A 22249-nucleotide genomic window follows, 5' to 3' on the forward strand; every position below is an offset into this window, starting at 1 on the left:
AAAACAATGAAAATACTGTCTCGAATTCTTGCCCTGTTGCTGCTTGCCCAGATGGTAGTCGCCCAGGAGGTTGACGACGGGAACGAGCTGCTGAACCGACCGGCGGAGCGCACCTACGACATTATTCTGGATTCCGGTTACCTGAAAGTTGGCGTTTACGAGAATTTTCCACCGTATTCCTACCAGGTTGATGGTGAGCCCCGGGGCATCGACATCGAACTCGGTCGCCGGATTGCCGAGGAAATGGGCGTTGAATTCAAGGTCCACTGGATAATCCCGGACGAAAACCTCGGCGACGACCTGCGCAACAATGTCTGGAAAGGGCACTACCTGGCCAAGCAACGGCTGGCCGATGTCATGCTGCGCGTGCCCTACGACAAGACCTACGCCTACATGCAGGATTCCACCGGTGAGTACATCAACGAACAGGTGGTGCTGTTCGGACCTTATCAGCAGGAAACCTGGCAGATCGCCTACAACCCCGAAAAGCTCGAGAGCGTCGAAACCGTGGCGGTCTTTCAATACAACCCCATCGGCGTCGAGATCGACACCCTTCCCGATTTTTACCTGACGTCGGCTTTTGGCGGTCGCATGCGAGAGAACGTGCGCCATTTCCACAAAGTCGCCGAAGCGTTCGAGGCCATGCGTAGGGGCGAGGTGAGTGCCGTCATGGGTATGCGCTCGGAAATTGACCATGAACTGGCCAAACCCGAGAACGACGGCTTCAAGTCGGCCGGTAACGGCTTCCCTGGTATTGGCAAACAGGTATGGGATGTGGGCATGGCGATCAAACACACCCATCGCCAGCTGGGCTATGCCCTGGAAGCCATCGTCGACAGGTTGGTGAAAACCGGTGAAATGAATGAGCTCATGGTTGAGCAGAATCTCAGGTACAGCGTGCCGGGCTACTATCGGGCGTTTCTGGATGAACAGGCTATAGCAAGGGCGGAAGGGGAGCTCTGATGGTTCGATCGGTGTGCGCCGGCCTCAAGTTCCGGGGTAGTCGTACTACCAAGTGATTAGAAAACCTGTTCGGGCGAGCAATTGTTGGTTTTTTCCACAAAGCGAAGAATCGTATCAGAGGCGGGAAAAGTTCCCGGTTCGGCCTGAAACGAACTCAAGAGAACTGAAAACAAGAGACTTGGAGAGCGCAACCATGAGAACCAACAAGTTCGGGATTCGCATTGCGGCCAGCGCCCTGGCCATGGCTGTTTCCTACGGGGCCCATGCGGTAACCGACGAAGACATCCTCAACGATCACAACACCCCGGAAGACATTGTCAGCTATGGCATGGGCACCCAGGGTCAGCGTTACAGCATTCTGGAAGACCTGAATACCGATAACGTGAAGTACCTGCAGCCCGCCTGGGCGTTCTCCTTCGGGGGCGAGAAGCAGCGGGGCCAGGAATCCCAGCCGCTGATCAAGGACGGCGTCATGTACGTGACCGCCTCCTACTCACGTATCTACGCGATTGATGCCAAAACCGGCGAGGAAATCTGGCAGTACGATGCCCGCCTGCCGGACGGCATCATGCCTTGCTGTGACGTGGTCAACCGTGGTGCCGCCATCTATGGTGACAAAGTGATTTTCGGTACCCTCGACGCCAAGCTGGTTGCCCTGAACAAGGATACCGGCAAGCCGATGTGGATCAAGAAGGTGGCTGACTACCAGGCCGGCTATGCGATTACTGCCGCGCCAATCGTGGTGAAAGGCAAGGTCATCACCGGCGTGTCCGGGGGTGAATTCGGTATCGTCGGCAAGGTGGAGGCCTACGACGCCAACACCGGTGATCTGGTGTGGACCCGTCCCACCGTTGAAGGCCACATGGGTTACGTCTACAAGGACGGCAAGAAGGTCGAGAACGGCATTTCCGGTGGCAAGGCCGGCGTGACCTGGCCCGGCGAAATGTGGAAGAACGGCGGCGCCGCGACCTGGCTGGGTGGCACCTACGATGCCGACACCGACTCCCTGTTCTTCGGTACCGGTAACCCGGCGCCCTGGAACTCGCACCTGCGCCCCGGCGACAACCTGTTTTCTTCCTCCCGTCTGGCGATCGACCCGGACGACGGCAGCATCAAGTGGCACTTCCAGACCACCCCGAACGATGGCTGGGACTATGACGGCGTCAACGAGCTGATCTCCTTTGATTACGAAGAGAACGGCAAAACCGTCAAAGCGGCGGCTACCGCCGACCGTAACGGTTTCTTCTACGTGCTGAACCGCGAGAACGGCGACTTCATCCGTGGCTTCCCGTTCGTGGACAAGATCACCTGGGCTGAGGGCCTGGATCCGGAAACGGGGCGTCCGATCTTTACCGAGGGCGGTCGTCCCGGTGACCCCGCGGATCTCGACGGCAACAAGGGCGAGACCGTAGTGGCACAGCCCGCCTTCCTGGGTGGCAAGAACTGGATGCCGATGGCCTACAGCCAGGACACCGGACTGTTCTATGTGCCGTCTAACGAGTGGTCCATGGATATCTGGAACGAGCCGGTGTCTTACAAGAAAGGTGCGGCCTTCCTGGGTGCCGGCTTCACTATCAAGCCGGCCAACGACGAATACATCGGCGTGCTTCGGGCCATGGATCCGAAAACCGGTGAGGAAGTCTGGCGCTATGAGAACCCGGCTCCGCTGTGGGGCGGCGTGATGGCGACCGCAGGTAATCTCGTGTTCACCGGTACGCCGGAAGGCTACCTCAAGGCGTTCGACGCCAAAACCGGGGAAGAGCTCTACCGCTTCAACACCGGTTCCGGCGTCGTGGGTACACCCGTGACCTGGACCATGGACGGCGAGCAGTATGTCTCCGTTTCATCGGGCTGGGGCGGCGCGGTTCCACTCTGGGGTGGTGAAGTGGCCAAAGTGGTCAAGAACTTCAACCAGGGCGGTACTGTCTGGACCTTCAAACTGCCGAGCGATCGCGTGGCCAGCAACTGATCGCGACGAGCGACTTGAGTAACAGGGGCTGCCTTCGGGCGGCCCCTTTCACGTTCAGGCCGCCTGATTTCTGGCGGTTTCGCTGACCGACTCGTGAATGTCCTCGAACAGTTTTTGGTCTGTCTGGCCGATCGGCAAGTCGTAGGTGATGGTGGCCCCGAACGCCTGAGGATCGTGCGGGTCGTTTCGCACCTTGTCGAACACCAGCAGCCGGGTACCCAGGTAAAAACCTTCCTTCAGATCGTGGGTCACCATGAAGATGGTGGTGCCGGTTTCCTGCCAGAGTTTCAACAGCAACTCGTGCATGTCGCCCCGGATGCCAGGATCCAGCGCACCAAAGGGTTCGTCCAGCAGGAGTACCCGTGGCCTCATGATCAGGGACTGGGCGATGGCCAGGCGCTGCTGCATGCCGCCGGAGAGTTCATGGGGCCACTTATGGGCAGACGGGCTCAGGCCCACGGACTCCAGCATCGCATCCACCTTTTCAAGCGCCTCCTTACGCGCGCTGCCAAACAGTTTGCCCAGCCAGGGTTTCTGTTCAAGTTCCAGGCCCATCAGCACGTTCTGGCGCACGGTCAGGTGCGGGAATACCGAGTAGCGCTGGAACACGATACCGCGGTTTCGGTCCGGCTCGGCGGGGAAGGCCTCGCCCTCCAGCAGCAGTTCGCCGCGGGTCTGGGTCTCCTGGCCCAGCAGCATTTTTAGAAACGTGGATTTGCCACAACCGGAGGCGCCCACCAGGGTGCAGAATTCACCCTGTTTTACCTCCAGATTCAGGTTCTCCAGGACCACCTGATCCCCGTATTCTTTCCAGAGTTTGTTGACGGTGATAAAGCTCATCAGTGGCCTCCTGCGTTGTACCAGGGGAACAGTCTGCGATTGGCAAGGCGCAGACACTGGTCGATGACGATGGCGAGAATGGTGATCCAGATGACATAGGGCAGGATGACGTCCATAGCCAGGTAGCGCCGCACCAGGAAGATCCGGTAGCCGAGCCCCTCAGTGGAAGCAATCGCTTCGGCGGCGATCAGGAACAGCCAAGCGGGGCCAAGGCTAAGTCGTACGGCGTCGATCAGTCGGGGCAGTACCTGGGGCAGGGCCATGCGGGTGATCACCTGCCAGGAATTCGCACCCAGGGTCTGGATCTTGATCAGTTGCTCGCCCGGGAGTTCGCGAACCCGCTGGGCCACATCGCGCATCATGATGGGCGCGGTGCCGATCACGATCAGCATCACCTTGGAAAGTTCGCCCAGCCCGAACACGATGAAAAGAATGGGCAATATGGCCAGGGGCGGCACCATTGAAAGGGCTGAAACCAGAGGCGCCAGGTTGGCCCTGACCAGCGGCAGCACTCCGTTCAGTATGCCGACCACCAGCGCCAACAAGGCGGCGATGCCAACGCCCATGCCGAGGCGTTCCAGGCTGGCGGTGGTGTCCTGCCACATCAGGTAATCGCCGCTACGGCGGTCTTCCTGAAACGCCATGCGTTCCACGGCGGCAGTCATCTGCTCAAGGCCGGGAAGGAGTTTGTCGTTTGGGTTTTCTGCCAGACGCTCCTGGGAGGCCAGGCTGTAGATGAGCATGATCAACAGGAAGGGCAGCAGCCCCAGCAGCGTGGCGGACACTCGCCCGGGATGGCGGTTGATCACTCGCATTCGTTGTCTCCTCTGGTCACACAACACGGCAAGGTCATCGCGGATGGCAGCATTCCTTGCGATTCAGTCTCCCGGGCTTTTGTCCCGCCGTGTAACCTCCCAGAGGTCGGTAACTCTCGGACCAGCCATCCGGGCAAATATCTACCCGGACCGGAACCCTAGTCACCCATTTTGTCCGTCGCTCTGTCTGCGGTGTTGTGAACAGTGCTTTGAACGGATCGGGGTTTTGAAAACCGTCAGACCGAGCCGTTGCAGATGGCGTGCCAGATCCGGCAAGCGGGCGAAAACGGGTCATCCCGGCGAAGTCATCGGCGAAAAGCTGCACCGGATTGGTGCAGTACAGGTTTGGGTGCTCGATCATGACGCCTGTCCTGAGAGTAGAGCCCGGGCGGCCGCGAGGATGCGATCGTGGCTGGCGGCCTCCCGGCCCGCGCCACCGGCAATATGACCCCAGTCCGAGTTCAGTGGTTCGATCTTGGCTCCCGGCATCCTGCGGCCGTCCTCGCTGGCGTCTTCTTCAGTAAAGTAAAGATCCGTGGTACCGGGCATAATGCAGGTAGGCATGGTAATGGCGGACAGCGCCGCTTCGTAATCCTTGCAAAATGCGGGGTTGTCACTGATATCGCCGCTCTGCCAGGTATTCAGCACGGTGAGCAGATCATTGGCATCCTGCCCCAGATGATCTTGCTCCCAGAACTGCAAGAGTTCTTCAATGGCGTTGAAACCCAGGTCGCGCCAGAGTTCGTTACGGAAAAACGCCTGGGAATAGGCCCAGCCGGCGTATACCCGGGCAAAGGCCCGCAGTCCCCGTTCCGGTGGTTTCCGGTAGTGGCCGTTTTCAAAGCTCTGGTCGCAGGTCAGGGCAGCTTTTACACCTTCCAAAAACACCTGATTGTGGGGGTAGCACCGTGCGGTGCAGCAAGTGGCCAGCACCGAATGCACCTGCTCGGGAAACAGGCAGCCCCATTGCAGCGCCTGCATCCCGCCCATGGACCATCCCATGACCAGTGCGATCCGGGCGTCTCCGAAAACTTCTTCTACCAGCCGTTTTTGCAGCATGACGTTGTCGCACAGGGACACGGCAGGAAAACCCGGGCCACCCTGTTGTCCGGAGGTATTCGAGGGAGAGGATGATTCACCGGCGCCCAATAGGGAGGGAATGACGATGCAGTAACGCTCCGGGTCCAGTGGGCTGTTCTCGCGAACCCACGGGTAATTACCCACTGCTGCACCACCGTAGTACGTGGGCAACAGAACCAGGTTGTCTTTTGGTGCATTCAGCTCGCCGATTCGATGATACCGCAATCGTGCAGAATAGAGCGTTTCGCCGGAGGCCAGAGGCAGGTCGCCCGCTTCGAAATCCTCTACAAGCCATTGCTTCGACGTCATTTTCTCCTCTCTTCCAGGCTGATTGGCTACCTGGAGTTGCTCGCATTCGATCTTATATATACACGCTGGCATGTATGTTGAATGGCAAAAGCCAAGAAAGAAATGTGCCAGAACCCCAACTGATTGCCCGCATGCCGGGCCGGAGAGAAAGCAGGATGAAGGAATTGACCAACACCCAGGCCCTGAAAGAGAAACTCAGCGAGGCCGGCGTAAAGTACGCCATCGCGAGCTATGTGGACATCCACGGTGTGACCAAGGGAAAGTTCGTTCCCGTGGCTCATCTTGGGCAAATGATGGAAGGCTCGGAGTTGTATACCGGTGCTGCCCTGGATGGTGTGCCCCAGGATATCTCCGACGACGAAGTGGCCTCCATGCCAGATCCTGACGGCCTGGCCATCTGCCCCTGGAATCGCCAGCTGGCCTGGTTCCCGGGCAACCTGTTCCTGAACGGCCAACCTTTCGAAGCCTGTTCCCGGAATATTCTACGGCGTCAGCTGAGCGCGGCGGCGGATATGGGGTATCGCTTCAACCTGGGTATCGAGACCGAGTTCTTCCTGTTCCGGGATACCGATGATGGCGGCTTTGCGCCCCAGAGCGACCGCGACAACCTGGGCAAGCCCTGTTATGACCCCCGTACCCTCATGGACAACCTGCCCATCATGGATGAACTCGTCGACGCCATGAACGAGCTGGGCTGGGATGTGTACTCGTTTGATCACGAAGACGCCAACGGCCAGTTCGAAACCGACTTCAAATATGCCGATGCCCTGACCATGTCCGACCGCCTGGTGTTCTTCCGGATGATGGCGAACGAGATTGCCCGCAAACACGGCGCTTTCGCGAGCTTCATGCCCAAGCCCTTTGCCGACCGCACCGGCAGTGGTGCCCACTACAACATGTCGCTGGCAGACCTGAAAACTGGCGAGAACCTTTTCGAGCCAAAAGGCGACGACCTGCACAGCTGCGGCATCAGCAAGATCGCCTATCAGTTCACCGCGGGTGTGCTGAAACACGGCGCTGCCATCAGCGCCGTGATCGCGCCGACGGTCAACAGCTACAAGCGGCTCGTTCGCCAGGGCAGCATGTCCGGTTCCACCTGGGCACCTGTGTTCATGTGTTATGGCTCAAATAACCGCACCAACATGATCCGGATTCCCGGTATGGGTGGGCGCATCGAGTGCCGGGCCGCAGACATCGCCTGCAACCCCTACCTGGGCAGTGCACTGATTCTGGCAGCGGGTCTGGAAGGTATCCGGGAAGGCCTGGACGCGGGCGAGCCACACCACGAGAACATGTACAACTACAGCGATGCCGAAATTGCCGAGCGCGGCATCGAGTATCTGCCGCGGAATCTGGGAGAAGCCGTGGAGGCATTCGAGGCCGATCCGCTGGCCAGACAAGTCTTCGGTGACGCCATGTTCGAAAGCTTCGTGGACTTCAAGAAAGCCGAGTGGGAGAGCTATCAGAACCACGTCTCTTCCTGGGAGGTGGATCGTTACCTGAAAATGTTCTGATAGCTATCGGGGACGGTGTCAGCTCCGGAAGCCAGGATCGATGCGGTCAAGCTTCCGGAGAAGTCCGGGCCAGGCGAGATTGCCACCCATGCCTTTTGTGACCTTTTTTGCCTGTTCACGAATAGAACTGAGAATGGTGTCGGGAATACGGACCAGTGGCTGGCCCCCTGACATGGCCTGGATCTGAACTTCGCAGGCGCGCTGCAGGATATACATGTTCAAGAACGCTTCTGCCACGCTGGGCCCTGTGGTCAGCAGTCCGTGGTTGCGCAGGATCATGAACCGGGCATGGCCCAGATCTGCTTGCAGGCGCGCTTTCTCGTCTTCGCGCAGCGCCACGCCTTCGTAATCATGGTACGCCAGACCCGACAGCGGAAACAGGCTCTGCTGTGACAGTGGCAAGAGTCCCTCTTTCTGTGCTGACACGGCTACACCGGCAGTGGTGTGTGTATGCATCACGCAGGCAGCATCCTCACGAACCGCATGGATAGCACTGTGAATGGTGAACCCGGCCGGATTGATGTCGAAATCCTCCGGATTGATCTTGTTGCCGTCCTGGTCGATTCGCACCAGGCTGGAAGCCGTAATTTCCTCGAACATCATGCCGTAGGGGTTGATCAGGAAATGATGCTCCTCACCGGGAATCCGCGCGGAGAGGTGGGTGAAGATGAGGTCGTCCCAGCCGTAGAGAGCAATCAGGCGATAGGCGGCGGCCAGGTCAATGCGAAGCTGCCACTCCTCCTCACTTACTTCATCCTTCTTGGATGGAATTGCCAATTGCTCGGACATAATGCTGACTCCTCGAAAACGTCTGGTTTTGTTGTTGATTGACCGTCAATTTAGCGCCCGCAAGAATCGGATGGAAGGGGGCGAGGCAAACGCGCATCATAGGGATGCTGGGTTGTGTGCACATGAAGGAGTCAAAGCATGGCAAGTTCCCGAATCCCGATGCGTGACGAGAGAGATAGCGAGGCGGAATCATCCATCCCTGTTGCCGATCGAATGGTTGCTCTGGCCAGATACATCGAGAGCCGGCCAGATGAATCGTTGAGCCTTGCCGACCTCGGCGCTGTCGCTGGGTTGTCGCCATCGCGGGTACAGCGGGTGTTCAAGGAAGCCTTCGGTGTCTCGCCAAAGGCCTATCAGGACGCGCTGCGCCTGAACCTCTACAAGCAGGGTCTGAAGCGTGGTCAAACGGTGACTGAGGCAATCTACGATGCCGGTTTTGGTTCGATCAGCCGCGTCTATGGCAAGGCTGACCGACAGGTCGGCATGCCGCCGTCCCGTTACGGCAAGGGGGGAGAGGGTGAAACCATTACCTATGCCTGCCGGCAATCCTCACTTGGTTTGTTGATGATGGCCGCCACTGATCAAGGTGTATGTTTTGCCGAATTCGGGGACGACGAGGTGGCCCTGCGAGAGCAGCTAAAACAGGAATTCCCGAAGGCACGACTCTCCCCCTCTGAGGCAAAGATGTCACCAGAACTGGATGCCTGGATTGTCGCCCTGGACGACCACCTCAGCCAGAACACGCCTCGCCCGGAGGTTCCTCTGGATATCCGTGGCACTGCTTTCCAGACACGGGTCTGGAAGCTTCTTTTGAGCGTTCGCGAGGGCGAGGTCGTGAGTTATACGGAACTGGCAAGGCGACTGGGTGAGCCCAAAGCCGTTCGAGCTGTGGCCTCGGCTTGCGGTCGCAATCGCATCGCCGTGCTGATTCCCTGCCATCGCGTGTTGCGCAGTGACGGCTCCCTGGGCGGTTACCGCTGGGGGCTGGATCGCAAACGGAAATTACTTGAAAGAGAGTGCCAAGGTTCGTAATCGTGAGCGTAACGCCAAACAAAGCGAACCCCGGAAAACCGGGGTTCCTCAGTCATTCGAGAGCCCACGTTACGGGCTCTGATTGGGCAGAAGATTCCTGCTTTACTGGGGGGCCTCGGTCACTTCCGTGATGAACATGAGATCCATGTCGCCCTGGTACACCAGCGTGGTGTAGGGGCTGTCACCTTCAATCGGCAGGTAGGTCCATTCCGCGCCGCCCTCCACGTAGGTGAGGGAGCCGGAAGTCAGGACGGACCAACCGTTGCTGTCGATCTGGTTTTGGTCGCCAGTGACATCAAAGTCCATGTAACCGCTGCCATCCTGGTTCAGCACCAGATCAATGGTCGCGCTATCCGGAGCATCCATGTTGTAGATGCCGGCCTCGGCTGGCGTTCGGCCATCGATATCGGCAAAGCTGAGGGTCTGGGTAACGCCACCGATAAAGTCGTTGCCGCTGGCCTCGACGTAGACCTGCTTGGTGTCGCCGTCGAAGTCCTTCAGCGTGACCGCATAACGGCCCAGGCGACGGAGGGTAAATGGCTCGCCTCCTTCGGCAACAGGAAGGTTGTCGGAAAGGGTCAGTTGTCCTGTCGGGTGGAGCTCGGCCGGACCATCGACGAAACCATTTCCGCCTTCGTCTTTCGCCGGGTCGTCAAACAGGCCTCCCGGGCCGTCCAGTTCCGCCGACACGGAGGTTACCGCAAACGTGGAACCGTCGAAGCTGTAGGTGCCCCACTCTGAGGAAACCGGCTCGACGACGTCGCCGTCGTAGACCTCGCTATTGTCATTGTGGACAACGACGTAGGTGCTGTCATCGAGAATGGTGAGCACGTTGTGACGATCGATTTGCTTCTGTTCGTTAAAACCTTCGCCCAGGTACCAGCTACCGATCAGGCTTTGCTGGGCATTACGCACTGCTTCAAACCTGACTTCTTCGCTTTCTCCGACAGACGTCAGCATGAGTGCGCCGTCGCTCAGTTGCATTGTCCAGGTTGCGGGGGAATTGTTGTCGATCAGACCACCACTGAGGTCTGATTCGTCAATCAGTGTCAGCTCGAGTTGACCGGAGGCACTGTCCCAGGTGTAGGTGCCGTACTCCGCACTTGCGGCCCGCTGGTCACCGTCATCAGCCTTGGAGTGTGCAATCAGGTATTCGCTGTCATTCAGGAAAGTCAGCACGTTGACGTTGCCATTAGCTTCCTCAAAGACCCAGCTGCCAACCAGGTCGCCGGATTGGGAGCTCTTGAAGTGTTCAACCGCATCTGCTGTTGCAATCAGGGTCTTGCCGGTGGCGTTGATGGCCGTGTTGGCCTGGGTTTCGAAGTCCGCCTCGCTGAGCGAGGGGTCGAGATCCATATCCTGCAAAGCGGTATGCACAGCGTCGGAAATGGTAATGCCATTGCTGGCATCGCCATCGGAATCCAGGGTCTGCAGTAGGCGCAGGATGTTCACGACGGTCTGGTCAGAGCTCCAGTCTGTAGCACCGCTACCCATGTCGGCCGGGGTGATGCGGCCGGTGGCTTCGACGGCCGGCAGGTCGATGCCGCCGATGCTGAAGACCACGGTATCGCCAGCTTCGTAATTGTACTCGCCCAGTGCGTTGGTTTGGCCGGATGTGCCGCTTGGTGAGGTGGTGTAATTGATGCCGGCAACTGCGGCGTCAACGAAGATGCCCGTTTCAGTGGCGGTTGTGCCGCCCGTGTTGCTGTCATTGGAAGAACCGCCGCTGCTACCACCACAACCGGTAAGAACGAACGCAGAGGAAATGGCCGTCGCCAGAGTCAACTTCTTGAACTTTCCCATAACCACACCTTTTTGATGAATATCAGATTGATTGGGTAATCGGGAAACTAGCATCGGATTTATATCAAGACATGACCCATTTTAGGGATGGGCATGATTGAGAGGCCGATTCTGCGACGTATGCTGCACCGAAAAGCGACTAAGTGCTCTGAACCTATAGCTTTTCTGAAATGTGTAACTGTTTGTCTGGCAACTGTAAAAGCGGCAAAACAATTATTGGTTCAAGTGACGGCTTGCGCTCTACGCCAATGCCCGCACCAGCATGGACACCAGCTCCGTCTGTTTGCGATAGCCGTTTTTCGCGAGCAGGCTCTTGATGTGTTGGCGGGCGGTATGGATGGAAATCTGTTTTCTCTCGGCGACATCACTGGCGCTCAGGCCCTGGGCCAGAAGCGCGGCGACAGCCGCCTCCGTTGGTGTACAGTGGAACAGCGTCTGCAATCGGTCATGATCTGGTTCCAGCGAGGAGTCAAAACTGAACAGCTCCGCCAATACGCCGTTATTCTCAGCGCTATCAGCAATCAGTGGCGTCAAACAGACCGCGATACGCTCCTGGCCGCGACAAGTAAATACCGTTTGTGGTGAGAGAATGCCTTTGTGCGAGAGGACGATGCAGGTGGTAATGGCATCCTGAAGCTTGCGGGTAATCTGACTGTCTGAGCTTTGCAGTCTTTCGGAGTCGTTGATGGACAGGCTTTTGCTGTTTTCCATCAGAGCCTGCGCGGCGTCGTTTGCCTGGGCAACATTGCCCAGTGCATTGAAGACAATGAGCGGTTTTTTCACGTGGTTGAGTGCTGTCGCCAGGTTTTCATTGTCGCTGCGCGTCTCATACAGTTTCAGGTGCAGAGCAACGGCATTCTCGATATGCGGAGCCAACAGATTCATCTGCAGAAGTTCGTCTGAAGTGTAGGGACCGAACTCTTTGTGCCGGTTGGCAATGAATACCACATTGGTACCGGTTTCACGAGTAACCAACATGCCGGCACTATCGACCATACCAGCCTCCTCGACCCAGGCACGGCTTTCCGGGCTGAGAATATCGAGAATGCTACGGCTGGTGTCACCACGAAGGAGGGAGTCAAACTGGCGTGGTGGAAGCTTTACATAGTGGGTGAGCGCTTCGTCCCGTTCCGGCAGATCACTGTTGATATACCACTCTTCGAACCCTTCCGGGTAGCCAAACGTCCAGCCATAAACCATGCGCTGTGGGTGGCTTGCCAGCCCGAGAATTCCACCTTGCAGGGCTTTGAAATGATGTTTGAACGCATCAAAGAAAGGCTGGAAGCCGGTGTTGTCATGGAGGCAGCGGTAAAGGGTTCTGACAAGCGTGTTATACGCTTGAAGGTCCTCACCTCCCAGGGCTGGGAAAGGAAAAGCGAGTTCCGTGTTGGAATCTGAAGGGTAGGGAATGCTGGCGTTTGTCACAGCGAAAAGTTCCTTTTAAATTAACCGCCAACACCCAGGCAGTGAGCGCTGTGTGGGACGGTAACAGTCTCTGGCCAATCCAGTGAAAAACGAGGTTGCTCACAATTAGCTTAGCCGAGCAATGGCGCCAGAGGGTAAAACAATGCAAAAGATTATGGTGCCGGAATGGTGAAAGGATTAGCTGGCCGAATGAGCCATTCAGTTGGATTTGCCTAACAGTCGCCAGAATTGTCGCTGGAAAAACGCCGTTTCCTGTTTCAGTGAAAACAGCTTCGGCGCAAACAGCCAGGTCTGGGTAATGCCCATCAGATAGGTGTAGCTCAGCAGTCCCAGGTCCTCCGGCTCTTCCCGTGTACTAATCAGGCCCCGCTCGATGGCCTGGCTCACCAGATCCCGAAACATGGCGATAATCGACCGGGTCAGCGCCCGTTCCCGTTTCAGTGTCCGACTCATGGCATCGGTGAGTTCGGTTTTGTTCAGCAGAATTTCAAAGGACTGACGGTACTTGCGATCATTGGCCAGCAAGCCCAGCCAGTGCTCTATGAAATGATCCATGGCTTCGATGGGCGTTTCCCGCATGCCCGAACACTCCGCGACCAGGGCCTCCAGTGGTTCCTGGGAGTAGGCCAGTACGGCCTCGTAAAGGTCGTCCTTGTTCTCGAAATGCCAGTAGATCGGCCCCCGACTGCAGCCGGCCTCTTTGGCGATACGGCTCAAAGTCGTCAATGAGTAACCATCTCGGCTGAAGAGTTTTAAAGCAGCTTCCAATACCGTCTGGCGTGTTTTCTCGGCATCTTCCTTGGTACGGCGCATAAAAGGTGTTTCTCAGAAGTTAACTCCATGGTCGGAAGATCGGCGTTGGGAGGCCTTCCCAAAACTGTGCGGAGCCATGGATGGCGGAGCCCAAGCGTCACATGGATGTGCCGCAAGGAGCGTGTTTTGGGAAGGCCTCCCGACGACGATCCGCCCCAAAAGTCTAAACAAAAAAGGGCACGACTAATCGTGCCCGATCCTAGCAGAGTTTTAGCGGATGATCGCTCAGATCTCCCCGTCAGCCGCCATCTGCATGTAGCTGTCGTTAAACCGCAGTTTCACATTGCTTGTGTCACCCATGATGGAGCCATCCGGGAACTCGATGCCGACAAAGTCCGGGCTCATCGCACCCTGGCCCAGCAGCCCTTTCTCGAAAGAGAACTGTCGAACGCTGTCCATCGCCTCACGGGCCTCATCGCTGCGGATGAACTCCACAGAATTCTCCGGCTTCCAGAACATTTTCATGCCATCCAGCTGAGCTTCGTAGCCAAGCTGGTCGGTGCCGGACAACTCACCCAGAAACGCCCGGGCTTCCTCACCTTCCTCGGAATCGGACGCCAGAATACTCATGGTTTCAAACCAGGCACCTACAAGTGCCTTGCCAAGTTTGGGGTTATCTTCCAGGGTTTCGGTGTTCACCAGGGTCAGATCCTTGATGTGGCCAGGAATCTGGCTGGAATCGAACAGTTTGGTCGCACCCGGGTAGGCTTCCACTTCGGCCAGCAGCGGGTTCCAGGTAGCCACATGGCGGACATCGTCGGTCTGGAACGCGGAAACCAAGTCGGCATCGGAAATGTTCACCACGCTCAGATCACGCTCTTCGAGACCGACGCTTGCCAGTGCACGTGCCAGCAGGTAATGGGATACGGAGAGCTCAACCAGGTGGACGGTTTCACCCTCCAGCTCTTCGATGGTCTTGGCATCTTTGGATACGAGGCCGTCGTTACCATTGGAGTAGTCGCCCACGATAAGCGCAGTCGTGTCCACGCCGGAAGCGGCCGGTATTGACAGGCCGTCCATGCTGGTGGCGACTACGCCGTCAAACTGGCCGGCGGTGTACTGGTTGATGGATTCGATGTAGTCGTTCACCTGCACGATATCCACTTCGATATCGTACTTGTCCGCCCACTTCTTCATGATTCCGTAGTCTTCGGCATACTGCCAGGGCACCCAGCCGGCGTAGATGGTCCAGGCGATGCTGAAGGAATCCCTTTCCTGGGCCATTGCGCCCATGGATCCCAGTCCCAGGGAGGCCGTGAACAGACCGGCCGCCAGGCGTTTGGTGATGTCGCGTGTAGTCATGGTGTCTCTCCTCGGGCTTTGCCCGTGTTTGCAGGTTTGGTCTTTCTTCAGTTTTTTTGGGTTGATGGCATTACTCGGTAATCTCTTCGACGATCACGACCGGGGTTCCGGGCGAGACCGCCTGTCCCGCTTCCCGACGCACGTCCACTACGCGTCCGGTTATGGGGCTCAGTAACTCGATTTCCATCTTCATGGATTCGATAACCGCTACCGGCCGCTGGGCATCGATGGTATCGCCGGGTTGCACCAGGCACTCCCAGAGGTTGCCGGCTACGTGGCTTTCCACCGCGTGCTGGCCTGCTGGCAGGTTGGCAATGTCGTCTTCGCCGGTTTCTTCGATCGGCGCCTCGGAGCTGAAGTTGATCTGGCCCGACTCGATCCAGCGCTGCAGTTCCTCATCGAAGGCCTGTTTGCGCTTGGCGGTGAAGGTCTGGATTTCGTCGTCGTTGTTTGCCAGAAACTGCTCGTAGTCCTTCAGGTTGAAGCGGGTTTCCTCGACCTTTATCGGGTAGTCGCCATTGGGAAAGTCCCTCCGGATCTGCTGCAGTTCTTCGGCACTGACTTCGTAGAAGCGCACCTGATCGAAGAAACGCAGCAGCCAGGGTTTGCCGGGCTCAAACAGGTCAGTGGTGCGGTACCGGTTCCACATCTGCAGGGTGCGACCGACAAACTGATAGCCGCCCGGGCCCTCCATGCCATAGATGCACAGGTAGGCGCCGCCGATGCCGACAGAATTCTCTGCGGTCCAGGTGCGGGCCGGGTTGTATTTGGTGGTCACCAGCCGGTGCCGGGGATCCAGCGGCGTCGCGACTGGCGCTCCCAGGTAGACATCGCCAAGGCCCATCACCAGATAGGTTGCCTCGAAAAGTGTTTTCTTTACCTCGTCGATGCTGTCCAGCCCGTTGATGCGTCGGATGAACTCCAGGTTGCTCGGGCACCAGGGGGCATCCTTGCGCACCGACTGCATGTATTTGGCGATGGCGGTCTGGCAGGTCTCGTCGTCCCACGACAGGGGCAAATGCACGATGCGCGCGGGCACATCCCACTCGGGCTGTTTTTCCAGTTCCTTTTCCGCGCCGATCAGCAGATCCAGCAGCGTGCGCTGATTCAGTTTCCGGCTGTCGTAATGCACCTGCAGGGAACGGATGCCAGGAGTCAGCTCCAGAATGGCGTCATGATTCTGCTCGCGAAGACACAGCATTAGCGCGTGGGCACGGAAGCGCAGGCGGATATCCAGCTCCATGGGGCCGTATTCCACCAGCACGTAATTGTCGCCGGCGGCCCGGTAGACCACGCCGGTTTCATGCTCGTTGGTGCTCAGAGAGTCCAGAATTGGTGTGGTTGGCTTGATGGGTTTGATGTTAGTGGTCGCGGCGGTCAGTGTGGCCACGGACTCGTCCAGCGCCTCCCGCAGGGCCACAGCCTGATCCTGGCTTACCGGAACAAATTTCACCTTGTCGCCCGCTTTCAACTGGCCCAGTTTCCAGAGGTCCGCGCTGATGACCGTCACCGGGCAAACAAAACCACCCAGGCTGGGACCGTCGGGACCGAGAATCACGGGCATATCGCCGGTGAAGTCCACGGTGCCCACGGCATAGGCGTTGTCGTGGATATTGGACGGGTGCATGCCGGCCTCACCGCCGTCACTTCGCGCCCACTGCGGTTTCGGGCCAATCAGGCGAACGCCGGTGCGGCTGGAGTTGTAGTGGATCTCCCAGTCGCTGGCAAAGAAGGTGTTGATGTCCTCGTCGGTAAAGTAGTCCGGCGCGCCGTGGGGCCCATAGGTGACGTGCAGTTTCCAGGTCTTGCCGATGGTTGGTTTAAGTTCGGCGGGCAGGGCGGTCAGGCCGGTTGGCTGGGAATCCGCCAGGGCCAGCACATCGCCCGCCCGCAGGGCACGGCCACAGTGGCCGCCGAACTGGCCGAGCGTAAAGGTGCTGCAGGAGGTCAGGTACTCGGGACAGTCCAGTCCACCGCGGAACAGCACGTAGGCCCGGGCGCCGTCCGCCGTGGTGGCGCCCAGCTTCAGGGTAGCGCCGGCGGGCACGTCGATCACCTGCCAGAAAGCCACGGGCTCATCATCCAGCGTGGCGTCCAGCTGGGCGCCCGTCAGGGCGATCTGAGTGGCGCGATTAAAGGTCAGCACCGGGCCCTTCAGGGTGATTTCCAGGCCCGGAGCCCCTTCGGGATTGCCCAGCAGTCGATTCCCAAGCCGGAATGAATAACTGTCGAAAGGGCCGGACGGCGGCACGCCGACTTCCCAGTAGCCGATGCGACCGGGGTAGTCCTGAATGGTGGTCAGAGTGCCGCCGCTGATCACATCCACCGTGGCTGGCTGGTAATGGAATTCGTTTAGAGTACGGGTGAACAGTCGCCCTTCGGCGAAGCGTGGGTCGTCCAGCACCTGGCGCACATACTTGAGATTGGTCTCGATGCCATAGAGCTGGCTGTCGTCCAGGGCTTGCATCAACCGCTGACGGGCCGACTCGCGATCGGACTCATGCACGATCACCTTGGCGAGCATGGGGTCGTAGAGCGGGGACACTTCCGTGCCCGGCTGAATCCAGGTATCGATTCGCAGGCCATCCTCGTTGGGCCAGGCCACGTTGGTGAGCAGGCCGGCGCCGGGCTGGAAATCCTTGTTGGGATCTTCCGCATAGATCCGGGCCTGGATGGCGTGACCGGAAGGGACAAGGTTGCTGCCCAGTTTTGCCAGGTTGGGCAGGGTGCCTGCGCCCAATTCCACCATCCATTGGACCAGATCCACGCCATACACCTGCTCGGTCACACCGTGCTCCACCTGTAAGCGGGTATTCACTTCCAGGAAGTAGAATTGGGTAGTGTCCGGGTCGTAGATAAACTCCACGGTGCCGGCGCTGCGGTAGCCAATGCTTTCACCCAGCTGACGGGCTGTGGCGTGCATGCGGGAGCGGACGTCGTCAGATAGCCCTGGCGCCGGAGCTTCCTCGATCACTTTTTGGTTGCGACGCTGGGCCGAGCAGTCACGCTCGCCCAGGGCCAACACCTGCCCTCCGCCATCGCCAAACAGCTGTACTTCCACATGGCGGGCATGTTCCACGAATTTTTCCAGGAACACGCCGCTGTTGCTGAAGTTGTTCTGGCTCAGGCGCTGGACCGACTCGAAGCTTTTGCTGAGATCGTCCGGGCCGTAGCAGCGGGACATGCCAATGCCGCCACCGCCGGCGGTGCTTTTCAGCATCACCGGGTAGCCGATGGTGTCGGCGGCTTTTAGCGCTTCCTCCAGATTGGTCAGCAAGTCGGTGCCTGGTAACAGCGGTACGCCGGCGCTTTGGGCCAGCGACCGGGCCGTATGCTTGAGCCCGAATTGCTCCATCTGCTCGGGTGTCGGGCCCAGGAAAACCACGCCTTCGGCTTCACAGCGCCGGGCAAAATCGGCATTTTCGCTCAGGAAGCCGTAGCCAGGGTGAATGGCGCCGGCACCACTTTTACGGATGACTTCAAACAGCTTGTCCTGATCCAGGTAGGTGGTCGCTGCTGGCCCCTCGCCCAGGGAATAGGCCTCGTCCGCCTGACGCACATGCAGCGAATCGGAATCCGCTTCCGCGTAGACTGCAACAGAGGTCAGGCCCATCTCACGCAGGGTACGGATCACCCGGCAGGCGATGGCGCCGCGGTTGGCGATCAGGACTTTGTCGGGGTTATTGAGGGCGCCGGTCAGTTCCATACCAGCACCTCAATCGGTGTCGGGTTCCAGCCGTTGCAGGGATTGTTGAGCTGCGGGCAGTTGGAGATCATCACCAGCACGTCCATCTTCGCTTCCAGCTCCACGTATTTACCGGCATCGGAAATGCCATCGGCGAAGGTCAGGCCACCGTCGGCGGTCACTGGCACATTCATGAAGAAGTTGATGTTGTGGGTGATGTCTCGCTTGGTCATGCCCAGTTCTTCGTGTTCGGTGACGGCCACCAGCCAGCTGTCGCGGCATGCGTGCATGCACTTCTTCTCGAGGGCATAGCGCGTGGTGTTGCTTTCGGCCGCACAGGCGCCACCAAGTGTGTCGTGGCGGCCACAGGTGTCGGCGGTGATTTCCAGCATCACATTGTTTTCTGAGGACATCAGCTTGGAGCCGGCCGTCAGATAGACGTTGCCCTGCTCGCGGATGGTGTCGACGGCGCTATAGCGTTCGGTCGGGTTGTGGGCGTTGTAGAACAGGGTGTCGGCGGCCTGGTTGCCTTCCAGGTCCAGAATGCGGACGGTTTCGCCGGCTTTTACCACTTTCAGGAAATACTCGCCCGCCGGGACGGTTTCGCGGAAGGCAGCGTTCTCAGGCTTCAAATTGCTTTGCTTGATCATATCGGGCCTCCCATTACTGCATCAGGTGATAGAGCGCGGTGTTGGCGAAGGCCCGGGCGGCCTCCGGTGACGAGATCTTGCACGGATCGGCGTCGGTCACCGGGGCTGCCTTGAACAACTGGTAGCGCAGCGGATGGCTGGGGTATTCGCTGGCCGTGTTCATCGGGTGCGGGCAGGTGTGCAGTACCACGATGGTGTCCATCTCGAAGCGCAGGTCGACGGTGGCGCCGGCGTGGGAGTGACCCTCGGCGAAGGTCATGTTGCCGTCGTCATCGGTTTTCACCTTGCTGAACCAGTTCAGGTTGGCGGTCAGGTCTTTCTTGCCCAGGCCGTACTTCGCCAGCTCGTTCAGGAAGCTGTTGAAGCCATTACGGTGGTAGTGGTTGTGGGCTTCCTGGTAGGTCTTTTTGCCCCAGCGCTGTTCCACCAGGTCGGCATTGCAGGTGCCGGCGACGGTGTCATGCCAGCCGAGGTCATCACGGATGATGGAGGCAAAGACCCGGCCCATGTCGGATAACAAGACGTGGCCTTTGGTAAGCAGAAAGGTGTGCTGGTTCTTCAGGGTATCCGGCATGTTGTAACGCTCGAGGGGATTCTCGGGGTTGTACATCAACATGCCGACGTTGGCCCCGCCGGTTTCGTCAATCAGGCGCAGCATATGGCCGCGGCGCATGATAAAGGACCAGTGGGATCCGCCGGGAATCAGATCGTCGTAGAGGGGTGTTGCATACGGGGAGGCTGCGGTTTGCAACATGGCCTTTTCCTCCTGGTTAGGGCATCCAAAAAAGCGAGAGGCGTCAGTAACTGAGCGATCCTCCCGGGCTTTTGTCCCGCCGTGTAACCTTGGAAAAGGTCGTCAACTCTCGGACCAGTCGTCTGCTTTCACTGTTGGCAGACCGGAACCCTAGTTGACCATTGGTCAGATTGTGGCGCTTTGATTGTGGTTTCAGTAACCGACGTCTCGCTGCGTACGCTGTTCACTGCAGAGTCCATGCCAATCGCCAACTGTTTGATTTCATTGAGGTCGTGGTCCGATCGTGGAGTATAGGTGCTTCCTGCCTGGGCGGGTGCACTTTTTTGGTGCATCAATCAGTGCGCTTTTCGTGCGTTTATTTTCGGAGTTTGATTTCGGAGTCGGGTCACTGGTGGCGTGGCCTTCGAGCCATCTACTACCAAGGGAGGAGTTTTTCGCCTCCATCGCATCATTCAAACCTCGAAGATTGAGGTCTACATTGAATGAGTAAACGCGAAAGGCCGCGTTGCCCTGCGACAAACACAACAAGAGGTCGAGATCATGATCTACGCACAACCAGGAAAGGATGGCTCCGTCGTTTCTTTCAAATCCCGTTACGAGAACTACATCGGTGGCGAGTGGGTTGCCCCGGTAAAAGGCCAGTATTTCGAGAACATCACCCCGGTTACTGGCGAAGTGATTTGCGAAATTCCGCGTTCCGGCGCTGAGGACATCGAACTCGCACTCGATGCCGCGCACAAGGCAGCGCCGGCATGGGGCAAGACCTCACCAACCGAGCGTTCCAACATCCTGCTGAAGATTGCCGATCGCATCGAGGCCAACCTCGAGAAGCTCGCGGTTGCCGAAACCTGGGATAACGGCAAAGCGGTTCGTGAAACCCTGAACGCCGACATTCCCCTGGCCGCCGACCACTTCCGGTACTTCGCCGGTTGTATCCGTGCCCAGGAAGGCCATATGGGCGAGATCGACCACAACACCGTGGCGTACCATTTCCACGAGCCCCTGGGCGTTGTTGGTCAGATCATTCCTTGGAACTTCCCGCTGCTGATGGCGGCCTGGAAACTGGGCCCTTGCCTGGCGGCTGGTAACTGCACCGTGCTGAAGCCGGCCGAGCAGACCCCGGCCAGCATCCTGGTACTGATGGAAATTATTGGCGACCTGCTGCCGCCGGGCGTGCTGAACATCGTCAACGGTTACGGCATCGAGGCCGGTCAGGCCCTGGCCACCAGCAAGCGTATTGCCAAAATTGCCTTCACTGGCTCCACGCCGGTTGGCTCTCACATCCTCAAATGCGCGGCAGAAAACATCATCCCGTCCACGGTTGAGCTGGGTGGCAAATCCCCGAACATCTACTTCTCTGACGTGATGAAGGCCGAGCCGGAATTCATCGACAAGTGCGTGGAAGGCCTGGTTCTGGCGTTCTTCAACCAGGGCGAAGTGTGCACCTGTCCGTCACGTGCGCTGGTTCAGGAAGACATGTTCGAAGAGTTCATGCAGAAGGTGGTACAGCGCACCAAGTCGATCAAGCGCGGCAACCCGCTGGACACCGATGTTCAGGTTGGCGCCCAGGCGTCCAAGGAACAGTTCGACAAGATCATGTCCTACCTGGCCATTGGTAAGGAAGAGGGCGCTGTGGTCCTGACTGGTGGCGACCGCGAGCATCTGGATGAGGAATTCAACAACGGCTTCTACATCCAGCCGACCCTGTTCAAGGGCGACAACAAGATGCGCGTCTTCCAGGAAGAGATCTTCGGACCGGTTGTCGGTGTTACCACCTTCAAAACCGAGGAAGAGGCACTGGCCATCGCCAATGACACCGAGTTTGGTCTCGGTGCCGGCGTCTGGACCCGCGACACCAACCTCGCCTACCGGATGGGTCGTAACATCCAGGCCGGTCGTGTGTGGATGAACTGCTACCACGCCTACCCGGCCCACGCAGCCTTCGGTGGTTACAAGAAGTCCGGTGTTGGCCGTGAAACCCACAAGATGGCCCTTGAGCACTACCAGCAGACCAAGAACATGCTGGTCAGCTACGACACCAACCCGCTGGGTTTCTTCTGAATCTGTGAGCGGTAAGCGGGCCTCCCACACGGGCCCGCCTGTGAGTCAGCACAGCGGATGTGCACCTTCATTCCCCGGTGTCTGGCCGGGGCGACTCTCTGATGAGAGTTCGGGTTTTTCTGTCACTCTCTTTTGGCCCTTCCCAGGGCCTTTTTTCGTTTCAGGCCGGAGTCACTTCCGTCGCCCGGATTTTGCGACCTAGGGAGGCACCAAAACAGTTCCAAAGTACCATATTGGCCCCTTGCCCCGGCCGATAGGATGGGAACTGGGTTATCGGCAATGTCGTTGATTCACCCGCAATGCGCTAACAATCATGACAATAGAGGTGAGCATTATGTGGACCAAACCAGCCTACGAAGATCTCCGCATCGGTTTCGAAGTCACCATGTACTTCGCCAACTGCTGAGTGCTGAAACGGCCAGCCTTGCGCTGGCCGTTTTGCTTG

At 58.4% G+C, this 22249-nt stretch carries 17 protein-coding genes and 2 riboswitches; of the genes, 6 read left to right on the plus strand and 11 right to left on the minus strand.

Annotated elements, in window-relative coordinates:
* The first annotated feature begins 6 nt into the window (after positions 1-6).
* Both ABNF92_RS13320 and ABNF92_RS13325 read left to right on the plus strand, forming a co-directional pair.
* Positions 7-963 carry a transporter substrate-binding domain-containing protein gene (locus ABNF92_RS13320; protein WP_349342405.1) on the plus strand — a complete coding sequence of 319 codons (957 nt, stop codon included), beginning with the start codon at positions 7-9 and terminating at the stop codon, positions 961-963.
* A gap of 193 nt (positions 964-1156) precedes the next feature.
* Positions 1157-2932 carry a PQQ-dependent methanol/ethanol family dehydrogenase gene (locus tag ABNF92_RS13325; protein ID WP_349342406.1) on the plus strand — a complete coding sequence of 592 codons (1776 nt, stop codon included), beginning with the start codon at positions 1157-1159 and terminating at the stop codon, positions 2930-2932.
* Positions 2933-2986: 54 nt separating this feature from the next.
* Here the strand turns inward: ABNF92_RS13325 and ABNF92_RS13330 are convergent, their stop codons facing one another.
* The 3 genes from ABNF92_RS13330 to ABNF92_RS13340 all read right to left on the minus strand — a co-directional run bounded on the left by ABNF92_RS13330 (position 2987) and on the right by ABNF92_RS13340 (position 5976).
* Positions 2987-3772 carry an ABC transporter ATP-binding protein gene (locus tag ABNF92_RS13330; RefSeq protein WP_349342407.1) on the minus strand — a complete coding sequence of 262 codons (786 nt, stop codon included), beginning with the start codon at positions 3770-3772 and terminating at the stop codon, positions 2987-2989.
* The gene (locus ABNF92_RS13335; protein WP_349342408.1) at positions 3772-4587 is read right to left on the minus strand and encodes an ABC transporter permease; all 816 of its coding nucleotides are present in this window, start codon (positions 4585-4587) and stop codon (positions 3772-3774) included. Before ABNF92_RS13335 ends, ABNF92_RS13330 begins: the two co-directional genes overlap by 1 nt.
* A 66-nt stretch (positions 4588-4653) precedes the next feature.
* Positions 4654-4760, minus strand: a riboswitch (guanidine-I (ykkC/yxkD leader).
* 184 nt (positions 4761-4944) lie between these two features.
* Complete coding sequence (locus ABNF92_RS13340) at positions 4945-5976, minus strand: alpha/beta fold hydrolase (protein ID WP_349342409.1); 1032 nt, start codon at positions 5974-5976, stop codon at positions 4945-4947.
* A gap of 155 nt (positions 5977-6131) precedes the next feature.
* Between ABNF92_RS13340 and glnT the strand changes: the two genes are divergently transcribed.
* Positions 6132-7490 carry a type III glutamate--ammonia ligase gene (gene glnT, locus ABNF92_RS13345; protein ID WP_349344092.1) on the plus strand — a complete coding sequence of 453 codons (1359 nt, stop codon included), beginning with the start codon at positions 6132-6134 and terminating at the stop codon, positions 7488-7490.
* A gap of 18 nt (positions 7491-7508) precedes the next feature.
* On the opposite strand, the gene ABNF92_RS13350 is transcribed toward glnT, so the two are convergent.
* A complete protein-coding gene (locus tag ABNF92_RS13350; RefSeq protein WP_349342410.1) occupies positions 7509-8279 on the minus strand; it encodes a class II aldolase/adducin family protein in 771 nt (256 codons plus the stop codon).
* Between the two features lie 138 nt (positions 8280-8417).
* Between ABNF92_RS13350 and ABNF92_RS13355 the strand changes: the two genes are divergently transcribed.
* Positions 8418-9311 carry a methylated-DNA--[protein]-cysteine S-methyltransferase gene (locus ABNF92_RS13355; protein WP_136629852.1) on the plus strand — a complete coding sequence of 298 codons (894 nt, stop codon included), beginning with the start codon at positions 8418-8420 and terminating at the stop codon, positions 9309-9311.
* 102 nt (positions 9312-9413) lie between these two features.
* On the opposite strand, the gene ABNF92_RS13360 is transcribed toward ABNF92_RS13355, so the two are convergent.
* The 7 genes from ABNF92_RS13360 to ABNF92_RS13390 form a co-directional block, all read right to left on the minus strand.
* Entirely contained in the window at positions 9414-11114 is a 1701-nt protein-coding gene (locus ABNF92_RS13360) for a hypothetical protein (RefSeq protein ID WP_349342411.1), read from the minus strand.
* A gap of 240 nt (positions 11115-11354) precedes the next feature.
* Complete coding sequence (locus ABNF92_RS13365) at positions 11355-12539, minus strand: helix-turn-helix transcriptional regulator (protein WP_349342412.1); 1185 nt, start codon at positions 12537-12539, stop codon at positions 11355-11357.
* Between the two features lie 198 nt (positions 12540-12737).
* Positions 12738-13352, minus strand: a complete 615-nt coding sequence (locus ABNF92_RS13370) for a TetR family transcriptional regulator (RefSeq protein ID WP_349342413.1) — start codon at positions 13350-13352, stop codon at positions 12738-12740.
* Positions 13353-13577: 225 nt separating this feature from the next.
* Positions 13578-14654 carry a putative urea ABC transporter substrate-binding protein gene (locus ABNF92_RS13375; protein WP_349342414.1) on the minus strand — a complete coding sequence of 359 codons (1077 nt, stop codon included), beginning with the start codon at positions 14652-14654 and terminating at the stop codon, positions 13578-13580.
* A gap of 70 nt (positions 14655-14724) precedes the next feature.
* Positions 14725-18360, minus strand: a complete 3636-nt coding sequence (uca, locus tag ABNF92_RS13380; RefSeq protein WP_349342415.1) for an urea carboxylase — start codon at positions 18358-18360, stop codon at positions 14725-14727.
* Positions 18351-18989, minus strand: a complete 639-nt coding sequence (locus tag ABNF92_RS13385; RefSeq protein WP_349342416.1) for an urea amidolyase associated protein UAAP2 — start codon at positions 18987-18989, stop codon at positions 18351-18353. Before ABNF92_RS13385 ends, uca begins: the two co-directional genes overlap by 10 nt.
* A gap of 13 nt (positions 18990-19002) precedes the next feature.
* Entirely contained in the window at positions 19003-19743 is a 741-nt protein-coding gene (locus ABNF92_RS13390) for an urea amidolyase associated protein UAAP1 (protein ID WP_349342417.1), read from the minus strand.
* A 58-nt stretch (positions 19744-19801) separates the two neighbouring features.
* Positions 19802-19908, minus strand: a riboswitch (guanidine-I (ykkC/yxkD leader).
* A 375-nt stretch (positions 19909-20283) separates the two neighbouring features.
* Between ABNF92_RS13390 and ABNF92_RS13395 the strand changes: the two genes are divergently transcribed.
* Together ABNF92_RS13395 and pqqA are read left to right on the plus strand one after the other, a co-directional pair.
* Positions 20284-21804 carry an aldehyde dehydrogenase family protein gene (locus ABNF92_RS13395; protein ID WP_069181959.1) on the plus strand — a complete coding sequence of 507 codons (1521 nt, stop codon included), beginning with the start codon at positions 20284-20286 and terminating at the stop codon, positions 21802-21804.
* Between the two features lie 334 nt (positions 21805-22138).
* Positions 22139-22210 (plus strand): pyrroloquinoline quinone precursor peptide PqqA, encoded by a 72-nt coding sequence (gene pqqA / locus ABNF92_RS13400; protein WP_349344093.1) that lies wholly within the window; start codon positions 22139-22141, stop codon positions 22208-22210.
* Positions 22211-22249: the final 39 nt, after the last annotated feature.

The sequence above is a fragment of the Marinobacter sp. MMG032 genome (assembly GCF_040112695.1).
Taxonomy (GTDB): domain Bacteria; phylum Pseudomonadota; class Gammaproteobacteria; order Pseudomonadales; family Oleiphilaceae; genus Marinobacter; species Marinobacter salsuginis.

Excerpts from the sequence above, each read along its gene's own strand:
- ABNF92_RS13325 (WP_349342406.1), top strand. The coding sequence starts at position 1,157 with ATGAGAACCAACAAGTTCGGGATTCGCATTGCGGCCAGCGCCCTGGCC.
- ABNF92_RS13320 (WP_349342405.1), top strand. The coding sequence starts at position 7 with ATGAAAATACTGTCTCGAATTCTTGCCCTGTTGCTGCTTGCCCAGATG.
- ABNF92_RS13355 (WP_136629852.1), top strand. The coding sequence starts at position 8,418 with ATGGCAAGTTCCCGAATCCCGATGCGTGACGAGAGAGATAGCGAGGCG.
- ABNF92_RS13390 (WP_349342417.1), bottom strand. The coding sequence starts at position 19,743 with ATGTTGCAAACCGCAGCCTCCCCGTATGCAACACCCCTCTACGACGAT.
- ABNF92_RS13360 (WP_349342411.1), bottom strand. The coding sequence starts at position 11,114 with ATGGGAAAGTTCAAGAAGTTGACTCTGGCGACGGCCATTTCCTCTGCG.
- ABNF92_RS13335 (WP_349342408.1), bottom strand. The coding sequence starts at position 4,587 with ATGCGAGTGATCAACCGCCATCCCGGGCGAGTGTCCGCCACGCTGCTG.
- ABNF92_RS13330 (WP_349342407.1), bottom strand. The coding sequence starts at position 3,772 with ATGAGCTTTATCACCGTCAACAAACTCTGGAAAGAATACGGGGATCAG.
- ABNF92_RS13395 (WP_069181959.1), top strand. The coding sequence starts at position 20,284 with ATGATCTACGCACAACCAGGAAAGGATGGCTCCGTCGTTTCTTTCAAA.
- uca (WP_349342415.1), bottom strand. The coding sequence starts at position 18,360 with ATGGAACTGACCGGCGCCCTCAATAACCCCGACAAAGTCCTGATCGCC.
- ABNF92_RS13385 (WP_349342416.1), bottom strand. The coding sequence starts at position 18,989 with ATGATCAAGCAAAGCAATTTGAAGCCTGAGAACGCTGCCTTCCGCGAA.
- glnT (WP_349344092.1), top strand. The coding sequence starts at position 6,132 with ATGAAGGAATTGACCAACACCCAGGCCCTGAAAGAGAAACTCAGCGAG.
- ABNF92_RS13340 (WP_349342409.1), bottom strand. The coding sequence starts at position 5,976 with ATGACGTCGAAGCAATGGCTTGTAGAGGATTTCGAAGCGGGCGACCTG.
- ABNF92_RS13375 (WP_349342414.1), bottom strand. The coding sequence starts at position 14,654 with ATGACTACACGCGACATCACCAAACGCCTGGCGGCCGGTCTGTTCACG.
- ABNF92_RS13370 (WP_349342413.1), bottom strand. The coding sequence starts at position 13,352 with ATGCGCCGTACCAAGGAAGATGCCGAGAAAACACGCCAGACGGTATTG.
- ABNF92_RS13350 (WP_349342410.1), bottom strand. The coding sequence starts at position 8,279 with ATGTCCGAGCAATTGGCAATTCCATCCAAGAAGGATGAAGTAAGTGAG.